Source organism: Sphingomonas sp. Leaf208, from assembly GCF_001421415.1.
GTDB lineage: Bacteria > Pseudomonadota > Alphaproteobacteria > Sphingomonadales > Sphingomonadaceae > Sphingomonas.
This window is the reverse complement of sequence record NZ_LMKH01000034.1, coordinates 116,246-128,454: the sequence shown is the minus strand read 5'-3', so window position 1 is coordinate 128,454 and position 12,209 is coordinate 116,246. Positions and strand designations below refer to the sequence as shown.

Annotated in this window: 13 protein-coding genes; 6 read left to right on the top strand and 7 right to left on the bottom strand. The window is 65.6% G+C overall.

Translation table 11 applies throughout. The features are described 5' to 3' along the window. Positions 1–27 precede the first annotated feature (27 nt). From ASE69_RS13290 to ASE69_RS13280, 3 genes are read left to right on the top strand one after another with little or no spacing between them, the layout of a single operon-like run. Entirely contained in the window at positions 28–300 is a 273-nt protein-coding gene (locus tag ASE69_RS13290) for a DUF167 domain-containing protein (protein ID WP_235518743.1), read from the top strand. Beyond that, positions 297–1,172 (top strand): bifunctional methylenetetrahydrofolate dehydrogenase/methenyltetrahydrofolate cyclohydrolase FolD, encoded by an 876-nt coding sequence (gene folD / locus ASE69_RS13285; protein WP_056487448.1) that lies wholly within the window; start codon positions 297–299, stop codon positions 1,170–1,172. Before ASE69_RS13290 ends, folD begins: the two co-directional genes overlap by 4 nt. Beyond that, the gene (locus tag ASE69_RS13280) at positions 1,169–1,789 is read left to right on the top strand and encodes a MarC family protein (RefSeq protein WP_056487445.1); all 621 of its coding nucleotides are present in this window, start codon (positions 1,169–1,171) and stop codon (positions 1,787–1,789) included. The genes folD and ASE69_RS13280 overlap by 4 nt, the downstream gene beginning before the upstream one ends. A gap of 97 nt (positions 1,790–1,886) precedes the next feature. On the opposite strand, the gene ASE69_RS13275 is transcribed toward ASE69_RS13280, so the two are convergent. Further along, positions 1,887–3,674, bottom strand: coding sequence for a hypothetical protein (locus ASE69_RS13275; protein WP_056487443.1), 1,788 nt, complete (start codon positions 3,672–3,674; stop codon positions 1,887–1,889). Positions 3,675–3,740: 66 nt separating this feature from the next. Between ASE69_RS13275 and ASE69_RS13270 the strand changes: the two genes are divergently transcribed. Both ASE69_RS13270 and ASE69_RS13265 read left to right on the top strand, forming a co-directional pair. Next, positions 3,741–4,190, top strand: coding sequence for a GtrA family protein (locus ASE69_RS13270; RefSeq protein ID WP_414883089.1), 450 nt, complete (start codon positions 3,741–3,743; stop codon positions 4,188–4,190). Between the two features lie 30 nt (positions 4,191–4,220). Further along, positions 4,221–4,949 carry a class I SAM-dependent methyltransferase gene (locus ASE69_RS13265; protein WP_056487440.1) on the top strand — a complete coding sequence of 243 codons (729 nt, stop codon included), beginning with the start codon at positions 4,221–4,223 and terminating at the stop codon, positions 4,947–4,949. Positions 4,950–5,304: 355 nt separating this feature from the next. Here the strand turns inward: ASE69_RS13265 and ASE69_RS13260 are convergent, their stop codons facing one another. Genes ASE69_RS13260 through ASE69_RS13250 form a run of 3 tightly spaced genes read right to left on the bottom strand, consistent with a single transcriptional unit; the run spans position 5,305 to position 8,861 of the window. Further along, positions 5,305–6,327: a glycosyltransferase family 2 protein gene (locus ASE69_RS13260; RefSeq protein WP_056487437.1), complete on the bottom strand. Its 1,023-nt coding sequence runs from the start codon at positions 6,325–6,327 to the stop codon at positions 5,305–5,307. 51 nt (positions 6,328–6,378) lie between these two features. Further along, positions 6,379–8,484: a RelA/SpoT family protein gene (locus ASE69_RS13255; protein WP_056487434.1), complete on the bottom strand. Its 2,106-nt coding sequence runs from the start codon at positions 8,482–8,484 to the stop codon at positions 6,379–6,381. 47 nt (positions 8,485–8,531) lie between these two features. After that, the gene (locus tag ASE69_RS13250) at positions 8,532–8,861 is read right to left on the bottom strand and encodes a CC_3452 family protein (RefSeq protein WP_056487431.1); all 330 of its coding nucleotides are present in this window, start codon (positions 8,859–8,861) and stop codon (positions 8,532–8,534) included. Positions 8,862–9,045: 184 nt separating this feature from the next. On the opposite strand from ASE69_RS13250, the gene ASE69_RS13245 reads away from it, so the two are divergent. Beyond that, positions 9,046–9,558, top strand: a complete 513-nt coding sequence (locus ASE69_RS13245) for a winged helix-turn-helix transcriptional regulator (RefSeq protein ID WP_082453145.1) — start codon at positions 9,046–9,048, stop codon at positions 9,556–9,558. On the opposite strand, the gene ASE69_RS13240 is transcribed toward ASE69_RS13245, so the two are convergent. From ASE69_RS13240 to ASE69_RS13230, 3 genes are read right to left on the bottom strand one after another with little or no spacing between them, the layout of a single operon-like run. After that, entirely contained in the window at positions 9,555–9,980 is a 426-nt protein-coding gene (locus ASE69_RS13240; RefSeq protein WP_056487428.1) for an acyl-CoA thioesterase, read from the bottom strand. The genes ASE69_RS13245 and ASE69_RS13240 overlap by 4 nt on opposite strands. A gap of 1 nt (position 9,981) precedes the next feature. After that, the gene (locus tag ASE69_RS13235; protein ID WP_056487426.1) at positions 9,982–10,758 is read right to left on the bottom strand and encodes a sulfite exporter TauE/SafE family protein; all 777 of its coding nucleotides are present in this window, start codon (positions 10,756–10,758) and stop codon (positions 9,982–9,984) included. Positions 10,759–10,767: 9 nt separating this feature from the next. Then, positions 10,768–11,976: an LL-diaminopimelate aminotransferase gene (locus ASE69_RS13230; RefSeq protein ID WP_056487421.1), complete on the bottom strand. Its 1,209-nt coding sequence runs from the start codon at positions 11,974–11,976 to the stop codon at positions 10,768–10,770. Between the last annotated feature and the right edge of the window lie 233 nt (positions 11,977–12,209).

Below are 12,209 nucleotides of genomic sequence, written 5' to 3'. Positions count from 1 at the left end.
GCCGCTTGGCGAGCGCTGGCTGACGGCTTGGCGATCGCCGTTCGGGTAACGCCGCGCGGGGGTCGCGATGCGCTGACCACCGGGACCGAAGAGCATTTCGTCGCGAGGTTGGCGGCGGCGCCGGTGGACGGTGCCGCGAATGCTGGGTTGGTGGCGCTCGTCGCGAAGACCTTTGGCGTACCCAAGCGTGCCGTGACGATCGTCGCTGGCGAAACCGCCCGCTTGAAGCGCCTGCACATCGCCGGCAACGCCACTACGCTGGCGGAAATTGCGTCCGCGCTCTATGAGCCGCGGGCATGAGCGCGACCATCATCGACGGCAAGGCCTTCGCCGCCGGCCTCCGGGCCCGTATCGCAAACGGCGTCACCGCCTTTCGCGCCGAGGCGGGCCGTGCGCCCGGCCTTGCCGTAGTTCTGGTCGGCGAGGATCCCGCGTCTAACGTCTATGTCCGCTCGAAGGGCAGGGCGACGCGGGAGGCCGGAATGGAGAGCATCGAGCACCGCCTCCCCGCCGACGTGGCTGCTGAAGATCTGCTGGCCTTGGTCGCGACGCTGAACGCAGACCCGGCGATCGACGGTATCCTGGTCCAGTTGCCCCTGCCGAAGCATATCAACGAGCAGGCGGTCATTTCCGCGATCGATCCCGACAAGGACGTCGACGGTTTCCACCCGATCAACGCCGGGCGTCTCGCAACCGGCCTGCCCGGGTTCGTGCCCTGCACACCATTCGGCTGTGTGATGCTGCTGAAAAGCGTGCTGCCGACCCTCAGCGGGCTCGAGGCGGTCGTCGTCGGTCGCTCCAACATCGTTGGCAAACCAATGGCGCAGCTGCTGCTCCGTGAGAGCTGCACCGTGACCGTCGTGCATAGTCGCACCAAGGACGTTCCCGCGCACATTGGTCGCGCGGACATCGTCGTTGCTGCGGTCGGTATTCCGCAGATGATAAAGGGCGACTGGCTCAAGCCCGGCGCGACCGTCATCGACGTCGGCATCAACCGTACCGATGCCGGCCTCGTCGGCGACGTCGATTTCGCCAGCGCAGTCGAGGTCGCGGGTGCGATCACGCCGGTGCCGGGGGGCGTCGGGCCGATGACGATCGCCTGCCTCTTGCGCAACACCTTGGTCTCGGCAGGACGTCGCGAAGGCGTCGCGATCGATGAGGCAAGCCTGTGATCGAACTCTACATCTCGTCGCTGATCACGTTCTTCGTCGTAATCGATCCGCCCGGTTGCGCGCCGATCTATGCCGGGCTGTCTGCGGGCGCGTCGACGCTGCAGAAGCGTGCGATGGCGATGCGCGCTGTCGGTGTCGCGGCGGCGATCCTGTTCGTGTTCGCGCTGTTCGGCGAGGCGTTGTTGAAGGGGCTCGGCATCAGCCTGGCGAGCTTCCGCATTGCCGGCGGCATCATGCTGTTCTTGATCGCGCTCGAAATGGTGTTCGAAAAGCGCACCGAACGCCGCGAGGACCGTGCCGCCAAGGTGGCGAGCGATCCCGAGGTCGAGGACGTCTCGATCTTCCCGATGGCAATGCCGATGATCGCCGGCCCCGGCTCGATCGCATCGGTGATGCTGTTGATGAGCCGCAACAGCGGGATCGAACGCTCGCTTGTGGTGCTCGGCGCGATGGTGACGATCCTGCTGCTGACGCTAGTCGCGCTGCTCGCGGCGGGGCCGATCATGCGAATCCTCGGCGCGAAGATCGAGGCGGTGATTACCCGGTTGCTCGGCGTGCTGCTCGCCGCGCTGGCGGTGCAGTTCGTGCTCGATGGTTTGTCGGTAGTGCTGCGCTAATCCCGGTTCTCCTGCGAACGCAGGAGAACCGGGATTACAGACGTTGTCTTTCGTTACCCTGGGCTCCTGCGCTCGCAGGAGAACCGGAGGGTGGTGGTCAGTCGACCTTGAACAACCGAAGCGGCGACATCGCGGGTAGCGGGAGCGGGGTCAGCCACGTGGGGACCTCATTCTTCGCGAGTTCGGCGTAGAACCCCTTCGGACTACGCGCCTTGTAGTTAGTCGATTCCGCCGCGTTCGGACAGAGCAGCAGCATCGTCGCGCCGTGGCGCTTGATGATCGCATGCGCCTCGTCCGCAGACCGTCCGAACGCGTGCTGCACGTCGAGGATCGCGTCGCCGTTCCGATGATAAGGCCCTGCGATCGCGTCGTGATGCGTGATCGTGATCAGCCGCGGGCCCATGTCGACGAAGGTGAAGATCGTCTGCGCGGGGTATTTGTTGAGCGCGAGGAGTACGGTCGTGCGCAGGCAGTCGCCGGTCGCCATGTTGACGCGCTTTTCATACGGCTTCGGCCGGTCGATCGGCAGGTATTTGAGCACCATCCCGGCGAACATGCCCGACACGATCAGGAACGCAGCAGTCGTCCCCAGCACGCGCACCGCGATCGATCGGTTGCCGAGCAATCGGGGGATGATCAGCCAGGCCAGCGCGGTCGCTCCAGGGATCGCCAGCATCTGCGCGGCGGGTCCGGCGCGGACCTGCCACAACAGCATCGCGCAGGCGAACGCGGTGAACAGCGCGACCGCCGCCCAGCCGACTGCGCTCGGTTCGCGACGCGCACGCCACGCTGCGATCGCCGCCCCGATCAAGCCGATGATCGGTAGCGTCGCGAGCGCGAACCCGACGCGGAAACTATGCTTGTAGATCGGCTTGGCCTCGCGGACATTGTCCAGCCAGTTGCGCTGCAGCTCGGGTGAGATGCCCTCGGGCCGCCCCAGGCACTGCGGGAACACCAGCGCGAATCCGGCAACGATCGCCGCGCCCGCCACCACTGCCAGAGCCAGCCGAGCCCCCCGCGACGCCGGCCCAAACCGCGCCAGCAGGAACAGCAGCATCCCCGCCGCGATCATCACGCTCAGCCATACCGGCGTCAGCGCGTCGCAGCGCATCGCCTGGTTGGCGTTCGACGCGAACAGCGCGAACCCGAGCGTGCTGCCACCACCCAACGTCAGCGCGTAGATCGACAGCCGCTCGGCTTCCGACCGGTCCCACACCCAGCGCAGCGCGATGATCGCGCCCGCCATCGCCGCGTAGGGCAACAGTTCGAGCCCGATCGACAGCGACACCGCGCTCGCGATCCCCACCATCGCGCCGCCACGACGCCCGTTCGTATCGCACAGCCCCGCGACTGTCAGGCTCAGCATAGCCAGCTGCCAGCCGTGGTGATCGATCCGCTCGGGCATGAACATCAGCATCGTGGCCGTAGCGCCGACCATGAACACAACCGCAAGCGGCCATGCATATGGGCTGATCAGTCGTCGCACGGTCGCGCCAATGCCGAGCATCGCAATCGACAACGGCAGCAACGGCGCGATCCCGCAGGCGAGCCGTTCGGCCCAGCTGTTGCTGGTGAACAGGCGGAAGAACAGGATAAGGCCGGCGATCGGCAGGTCGACGATCCGGCTCCAGTGGATATCGAAGCCGACCGGCGGGTTCATCCGGTAGTTGCGTAGATCGTACCAACCCTGCCCGTCGAGCAGCGCGCGGACCTGCATCAGGCGCATGTTGTCGTCGGTATCGCCGAGCGACAGCCAGCGGATCTGGCCCCAGCGATCAACCATTGACCACGCCGCCACCGCTACCCAGGCGAGCAACGTCAGCGCGATCCAATGCCGATCGAGTTCGTCCAGCAACGTCCGCCGCTGAAGTGGTGCCTGATCCAAAACGCTTTCCTCCGGCCCGCACGCACTCTAGATGCGCGGGCTTGTCTTCGCGGCCGCTCTATCGCGGTGCGGGTAAAGAACAAGGCGGGCATGCAGGCGATTTGGCGACAGGTGGAGCAGATGCGGGCGAGCGGCGTGCTCGGCCAGCTCGTGCGCTTCGGCATCGCCGGCGGGATTTCCAGCGTCGTCTATTCGCTCGTCTACCTGCCGCTGACCGCCTACGTCTTCCCGCCACGCCAGGCGGTGGCGGCGGTGCCGTTCGCGTTTGCCGTCGCGGTGGTGGTCGGGTTCTTCCTGCACAGCCGCTGGAGCTTCAAGGGGCATGCGAAGGAACCGGGGGCGGGGCGGCATGTGAAGTTCGTGATCGTCCAGGGCTCGGGGCTCGCGCTCAATGCGGTCATCACCTGGATCGGTACCGCGCTGCTCCATCTGCATCCTTGGATCCCGCTGATCCCCGCCGTCTTTCTTGCCGCGATCGTGACGTTCGTGCTCAACCGTTTCTGGGTTTTCAACTGACATGAATTTCAACCGCAGGGTCGACAAGTAATGGACCGCATCGTCTACGACCGGATGGCCGCCCACGATTCCACGCACTGGTGGTACCGCGCCCGCCGCGACATCCTGGCGGATTACCTGACACGCTACGGCGCATTGCCGAAGGATGCGAAGATCCTCGAGATCGGTTGCGGCACCGGGCATAATCTGCCGATGTTGGCCGAGTTCGGCGAGATCGACGCGATCGAGATCGACCCCGCCGCGCGAGAGATCGCGAGCGAGCGGCTCGGCAAGCCGGTGGGGGGCGCGCCTTTACCCGAACTGCCGGGCGTTCCCCGCGCGCATTACGACCTGATCGCGGTGCTTGATGTGGTCGAGCATATCGAGGACGACGTCGCCGCGCTGAAGGCGATGGCGGATTGCCTTGCTCCGGGTGGCAAGATCCTGATCGCGGTGCCGGCGCATGCGTGGCTGTGGAGCGCGCACGACGTGGTGAACCATCACCATCGGCGGTACTCGAAGGCGACGTTGCAGTCGGCGATCAAGACGGCCGGGCTGAAGCCGGAGAAGCTGGGGTATTTCAACTCGCTGCTGTTTCCACTGGCGGCGGCGGCGCGGATCGCCGGGCGGATGACCGGGCGTGACGACAGCGACGATTCGCCGCCGCCTAAGCTAGTGAATGCGCTGTTCGAGAAGATCTTTCGGCTGGAACGGCATCTGGTCGGGCGCGTGCCGATGACGCCGGGGGTTTCGATCGTGACGCTGGCGGTGCCGCGGTAACGATCGAGGTATCTGCGCGGCCTACTTCCGTTCGTCCCGAGTAGCCGTCGAGTAGTGGCGAAGCCACGTATCGAGATGGCGTATCGAGGGATAGGTTGGCGCGCGGGGCCCATACCTCGATACGAGCCCTCGATACGCTCCTTACGGAGCTACTCGGTCTCTACTCGGCACGAACGGCGTAGGGGGCGGCGCACCTTCTCGAATTGGCCAGCAAGCATCAAGCAACTACCACCCCGGCGAAGGCCGGGGCCCAGTTGGGGAACGTCGATAACTTCGGGTGCGCTTCGTTACTGCGACCTTTCCAACTGGGCCCCGGCCTCCGCCGGGGTGGTGTTGCGATCGGCAGGCGCGTTCGTTATTCGGGGTGGAAGGGAAGGGAGCCGTCAGGCAACCGCACCACTTCGACCGGCTCCGCACGGAACCCCAAGGTGGCCTTCCCCTGGATCGGCCCCGCAACGTCGGCGACGATATACAATGGCCGCCGCTTGGACTCGACGTACAGCCGTCCGAGATACTCGCCGATCATCCCCAGCACGAACATCTGCACCGCACCCAGGAACACCGTGACGAGCATCGTCGAGGTCCAGCCTTGCACCGCGCTGCCCGAGAGCCAGCCGATCGCGATGTAGACGAACAGGAGCAGCGATACGCCTGTCAGCGCGAGCCCGGCGTGGCTGGCAAAGCGCAACGGCGCGGTCGAGAAGCCGGTGACGGCGTCGAACGCGAGGCGGATCATCTTCGCCAGCGGGTAGTTCGTCTCTCCAGCGAGCCGCTCGGCGCGGTCGTAGGGGAAGGGGACCTGCTTGAAGCCGATCCAGGCGACCATGCCGCGGATGAAGCGGGCCTGTTCGGGGAGCGACAGGAACGCGTCCAATGCCCGCCGGCTCATCAGGCGAAAGTCGCCGGTATCGAGCGGGATCGGCGTCTCGGTCATCCGCGTCAGCAGGCGGTAGAAGGCGGCGGCGGTGGCTTTCTTGAAGACGGTTTCGCCGGCGCGCTGGCGGCGGACGGCATAGACGACGTCGGCCTGGCTTGCCGCCATCGCCGCGCGCATGTCGGACAGCAGCTCGGGCGGATCCTGAAGGTCGGCGTCGATGATCAGGATCTGTTCGCCTGCGCAAAGATCGAGACCGGCGGTCAACGCCAGCTGGTGGCCGTGGTTGCGCGACAGGTTGATCGCGACCAGCCGCGGGTCGGCGGCGGCGAGGCGATGCATCACCGGCCAGCTGTCGTCACGCGAGCCGTCGTTGATCAGGACGATCTCGTAATCGTCGCCGACCGCGACCTTCGCGGCGCCGGAAATGCGCGCGTGCAGGATGTCGAGGCACGCCGCCTCGTTATAGCAGGGGACGACGATCGATAACGCGGGACGGTTCATCCGCGCCGTTTAGCGTCAATGGGAGTTGTAGGCAGCAATAATCATCAAATGCTACACCCGCTCTACGGTGTGCACCGCATCGGCTGCGCGCAGCCCCGCCATCAGCCGCATCAACTGCTGCACGTCGTGCACCTCGACGTCGATCTCGTTGGTGTGGAAGCTCTTGTCGCGCGTATCGAGCCGCAGGTTGATGATGTTCGCCTTGTGGCCGCCGATGATCGACGAGACGATGCCTAGCGAGCCTGGCTCGTTCTTCACCATCACGGATATGCGCGCGACGGCACCCTCGGTCTCGTCCCCCCAGGCGACATCGACCCAGTCGGTCTCGTTCTCCGAGCGTTCGGCGAGTTCGCCCAGCACGCGGCAGTCGATCGCATGGACCTCGATCCCCGCATCCGGCCGGCGCAACCCGACGATCCGGTCGCCCGGCACTGGATGGCAGCATGTCGCGAGATCGTACGCCACGCCCGGGGTCAGCCCCTTGATCGAGATCGCGCTTGATTGCGGCGCCAGCGCATGCGTGACGTCGGCGCCGGCCGAGCCGGGCATCAGCGCCTCCATCACCGCAGCATCAGACAGCGTTCGCCGCGCGATCGCGACCATCAGCGACGAATCGTCGGGGAGCTTCAGCCGCTTCAGCGCGTGGCTCAATGCATCCGTCCCGATCTGCGCAGGCAACCGCGTGACGATGTCGTCGTACAGCGTGCGGCCGAGCGCTATCTGCTCGACGCGCTCCTTCTGGCGCAGGTGCCGGCGGATCGCGGCGAGCGCCTTGCCAGTGGTCGCGACGTTGAGCCATTGCGGCTGCGGCGACTGGCCCTTCGAGCGGAGGATCTGCACCTGGTCGCCATTCTCGATCACCGTCGACAGCGGCACCACGCGGCCGTTGACCTTGGCGCCGACCGCCTGGTCACCGAGATCTGTGTGCACCGCGTACGCGAAATCGATCGAGGTCGCGCCCTTGGGGAGCTGGATCAGCTCGCCCTTCGGCGTGAACGCGAAGATGCGATCGGTGTACATCGCCATCCGCGTGTGTTCGAGCAGCTCTTCAGGGCTCTCGGCGGTATCGAGGATCTCGACCAGGTCGCGGATCCAGCTGACCTGGCGGTCGCTGCCGTTGATCTGCTGCTTGTACGCCCAGTGCGCCGCCAGCCCGAACTCTGCCTGTGCGTGCATGTCGGCGGTACGGATCTGGATCTCGATCCGCGCGCTGTCGGCGTGGATCACCGAGGTGTGCAGCGAGCGATAGCCGTTGCGCTTGGGCGTCGAGATGTAATCCTTGAACCGGCCCGGCACCATCGGCCAGCGCTGGTGGATGATCCCGAGCACCCGGTAGCAATCCTCCTCGGTCGGGACGATCGCGCGGAAGGCCATTACATCGGAGAGTTGTTCGAAGCTGATGTGGCGTTCGGACATCTTGCGGAAGATCGAATAGGGGTGCTTTTCGCGGCCCGAGATATCCGCCTCGACCCCGGCGCGCGACAGGACCAGTTTGAGCCCGGAGGCGATCTTGGCGATGCGGTCGCCGTCGCCCTTCTTCAGTTGTTCTAGGCGGCGGTTGATCGATTCGGAGGCCTCGGGCTCGAGCTGTTCGAACGCAAGCGACTGCATCTCGCGCATGAACTCGTACATGCCGATCCGCTCGGCAAGCGGCGCGTAGATGTCCATCGTCTCCTTGGCGATGCGACGGCGCTTCTCCGGCTTGGCGATGTGGTGGAGCGTCCGCATGTTGTGCAGCCGGTCGGCGAGCTTGACCAGCAGCACGCGGATGTCGTCGGACATCGCGAGGAGGAATTTGCGCAGATTCTCGGCGGCGCGTTCGTTCTCGGTCTGCGCTTCGATCTTGCTGAGCTTCGTCACGCCGTCGACCAGACGCGCGACGGAGGCGCCGAACAGCCGCTCGATCTCCTCGGGGGTGGCGACGGTATCCTCGATCGTGTCGTGGAGAATCGCGGTGGCGATCGTCTCCGCATCGAGGTGGAGGTCGGTGAGAATACCCGCCACCTCGATCGGGTGACTGAAATACGGATCGCCGCTCGCGCGCTTCTGGCTCCCGTGGGCCTGCATCGAGAAGACATAGGCGCGGTTCAGCAGCGCCTCATCGGCATCGGGATCGTAGTCGAGGACGCGATCGACCAGTTCATATTGGCGCAACACGGCTTATAGATGGGGCCGGGTTGCGATGCATTGCAACAAATTCCTCGTTATTTCGCGTGGTTGTTGCACGCGGCCAGCGCGTCGGCGTCATAGGCCTTGCCCGCGACCGTGAAACTGGCGAGCGGCCCGACGCGCTTGGCGACCGCGGCACAGAGGATCACGTCGCGTTGCGGTGCCTTGCTGGAGACGAACGCCGCATTCTCCCAGCGCCACGGCGTGCCGTTGGTGATCAGCCGGGTGGAAGTGGGCGCGGCGGCAGGGACGGCTACATAATAATTGATGGGCGTCTGGGCCGATGCCGGTGTCGCGACCAGTGCGGCGAACCCCGTCGTCAGGGCGGGAACGGCGGTCAGAAGCGCGCGGGTGATGACGGACATCGGTAGACTCCTAAAAGGTTTCTAATCGAGACCTATTCCGATTAGTTGCGAGTTGCAACTGAAATCGGAGGAGCATTTCGCTTCGGCCTTTTATGCGGTACCGTTGCTGTCCAATAAGGAAGACGCCGTGGGAAAATTGCGCGAACCCCTGCTCGAATGCAGCCTGCCCGCCGCACTGGAGGCGATGGGCGAACGCTGGTCGTTCCTGATCCTGCGCGCGTCGTTCAACGGCCTGCATCATTTCGAGGAGTTCCAGTCGGAACTGGGGATTGCGCGTAATATCCTGGCGAACCGGCTGGCGCGGCTGGTCGAGCATGGGATCCTGGAGCGGCAACCTATCCCGGAGGATCGGCGCAAGATCGCCTACGGTCTGACCGACAAGGGATTCGCGCTGCTGCCGACGATGATCGCGCTGCGGCAATGGGGCGAGCGATGGGAGACGTGCGTGCCGGCGTTTCCGATCCTGGTGGACGAACGCGATCGGCGGCCGTTGCAGCCGGTGTCGGTGCGGTCGCATGACGGGCGCGTGCTGGGGAAGGGGGATCTTATCTGGGCGCTGCCTGGGGAGGTCGCTGGGGATGGGGTTGAGGCTGAGGCCGAGGCGGCGGAGGTCGTCGCCTTCGGACCCGTTGCCGAAGTGATGACCGCGGAGACGCTCCTACCCCTCCCTTCCAGGGAGGGGGGACCGTTGCGTTAGCCGTTGGGTAGCGACTCCAGCACCGCTCGGATGGCATCCGGAAGCGCCACCGGCCGCCCCGTCTCTAGGTCGACGTGCACGCTGACCATCGTGATCGCCGTGTGCAATTCCCCCGTCTCCGCATGTGCAAGTTCGAACCGCTTCGTCAGGCTCGTCGTACCGAGCTTATCGATCCGCACGAACGCCTCGACCGTATCCCCGAGGCGGAACGGCTTGAGGTAATCGATCTCGGTACGGCGGACGTTGAACTCGGTGGTCGGCCAGAGGTCTGGCAGAGCCTCCGCGATCCCGGTCCATTCCCAGAACTCGGTCACCGCGACGTCGGCATATTCGAGATAGCGCGAGTTGAAGACGATGCGCTGGCCGTCGATCTCGGCATAGCGCACGCGGAACCTGGTCGAGAAGGCAAAGCCTGGCCGCATGTCAGAGAATCAGCTTCACGCCGACCAGCGCCAGCACGGTCGCGAGCACGGGGACCAGCACGCGGTCGGAGACGCGCGTGGCGATAAGGCTGCCTACGATGATGCCGGGAATCGAGCCGATCAGCAGCGACACCAGTAGGTCTACGTCGACCGAGCCGAGGATCCAGTGGCCGATCCCGCCGAGCAGAGTCAGCGGCACCGCGTGAGCGATGTCGGAGCCGACCAGCCGGTTGATCGGCAGCGTCGGGTACAGGATCAGCAGCGCAGTCATGCCCAGCGCGCCGGCGCCGACCGAGGTCAGCGAGACGAGCACGCCGAGGACCGCGCCGAGCAGGATCGTGAGCATCGCCTGGCGCTCGCCGCCGACCGTGCCGATGCGCGGGGTCAGCCACGCGACGATCTTGCCGCGGAAGAAGGTCGCGACTGCCGAGAGGATCAGCGTGACGCCGAGCACGGCGGTGATCGCGTGGCCGGTGTCGGACGATTTCTCGCCGAGATGGTTGAGCACGAGCAACGTCGTGATCGCCGCGGGGACGCTGCCGGTCGCGAGCCGACGTACGACCTGCCAGTCGACCGTGCCGCGCCAGCCATGCACCGTCGTCCCGACCGTCTTGGTCGCGGACGCGTAGAGCAGGTCGGTGCCGACCGCAGTGGCGGGGTGGAAGCCGAAGACGAGCACCAGCAGCGGCGTCATCAGCGACCCGCCGCCGACACCCGTCAGCCCGACGATGAGGCCGACGAGCACGCCGGCCACCGAATATAACGGATTGATATCCACGCTGGCGGGTTAGCCGGCGCCACGCGCGGGCGTGTTGACGCCCATCGACTGGAGATATTTCTTCACGTTGCGCGCCGCCTGGCGGAGTCGCTGTTCGTTCTCGACCATCGCGATCCTCACATAACCCTCGCCGTTTTCGCCGTAGCCAACCCCTGGGGCCACTGCGACGTGCGCGTGAGTCAGCAATTGTTTGGTAAACTCAAGGCTACCTAAGTGCGCGAGCGCGGGCGGCAGCGGTGCCCAGGCGAACATGCTCGCGCGGGGGCTCGGTATGTCCCAGCCGGCGCGACCGAAGCTCTCGACCAGAACGTCGCGGCGCTTGTGGTAGAGCTGGCGGTTTCGCTCGACGATGTCCTGCGGGCCGTTCAGCGCGGCGCAGGCGGCGGCCTGGATCGGCGTGAACGCGCCGTAATCAAGGTACGACTTCACGCGCGTCATCGCCGCGATCAGCGTCTTGTTGCCGACCCCGAAGCCCATCCTCCAGCCGGCCATCGAATAGGTCTTGCTGAGCGAGGTGAACTCGATCGCGACGTCCTTCGCGCCGGGCACCTGGAGAATCGAGGGGGTTGGCTTGCCGTCGAAATACAGTTCCGAATAGGCGAGATCGGAGATTACCCACAGCTTGTGCTTCTTCGCGAATTCGACGACGCGCTCGTAGAAGGCGAGGTCGACGACTTCGGCGGTCGGGTTCGACGGATAGCCCATCACCAGCACCGACGGCGCGGGGACGGTGAACGCCATCGCGCGCTCGAGGCTCTCGAAATACGCCTCGTTGGGCGTGGTCGGCACCGCGCGGATCGTCGCGCCGGCGATGATGAACCCGAAGGTGTGGATCGGATAGGACGGGTTGGGCGCGAGCACGACGTCGCCGGGCGCGGTGATCGCGGTGGCGAGGCTGGCGAGGCCTTCCTTCGAGCCCATCGTGACGACGACCTCGGTCTCGGGATCGACATCAACTCCGAAGCGGCGGCCGTAATAATTCGCCTGGGCTTTCCGGAGCCCGGGGATGCCCTTCGACTGCGAATAGCCGTGCGCGCTGGGCTTGCGCGCGACTTCGACGAGCTTCTCGATGACGTGCTCGGGGGGCGGCAGGTCGGGGTTGCCCATGCCGAGATCGATGATGTCCTCCCCGCCCGCGCGCGCCGCCGCCCGCATCGCGTTTACTTCGGCGATGACATAGGGGGGTAAGCGTTTGATGCGGTAGAAGTCTTCGGACATGATCAGCCTCAAGCTGGAGGAGCGGGTGCTGTACCGCAGGTGAGGGGAGGCGTCATCCGCCTCATTCGTCGCGGGGGCGAAAGCTGGGGTATTCAGTCTATCCTCCCCCGCAAGGGGGAGGTGGCACCGAAGGTGACGGAGGGGGAGGCAGGCGCAACCTCTGCTCCATGTCCTCCCCCTCCGTCTGGCAAGGGCCAGCCACCTCCCCTGGCGGGGGAGGATCGTCAGGTCTC

What these genes read in the sequence shown, in the direction of transcription:
- folD (WP_056487448.1), top strand. Translation starts at nt 297, where the DNA reads ATGAGCGCGACCATCATCGACGGCAAGGCCTTCGCCGCCGGCCTCCGG.
- ASE69_RS13265 (WP_056487440.1), top strand. Translation starts at nt 4,221, where the DNA reads ATGGACCGCATCGTCTACGACCGGATGGCCGCCCACGATTCCACGCAC.
- ASE69_RS13260 (WP_056487437.1), bottom strand. Translation starts at nt 6,327, where the DNA reads ATGAACCGTCCCGCGTTATCGATCGTCGTCCCCTGCTATAACGAGGCG.
- ASE69_RS13250 (WP_056487431.1), bottom strand. Translation starts at nt 8,861, where the DNA reads ATGTCCGTCATCACCCGCGCGCTTCTGACCGCCGTTCCCGCCCTGACG.
- ASE69_RS13245 (WP_082453145.1), top strand. Translation starts at nt 9,046, where the DNA reads ATGGGCGAACGCTGGTCGTTCCTGATCCTGCGCGCGTCGTTCAACGGC.
- ASE69_RS13240 (WP_056487428.1), bottom strand. Translation starts at nt 9,980, where the DNA reads ATGCGGCCAGGCTTTGCCTTCTCGACCAGGTTCCGCGTGCGCTATGCC.
- ASE69_RS13230 (WP_056487421.1), bottom strand. Translation starts at nt 11,976, where the DNA reads ATGTCCGAAGACTTCTACCGCATCAAACGCTTACCCCCCTATGTCATC.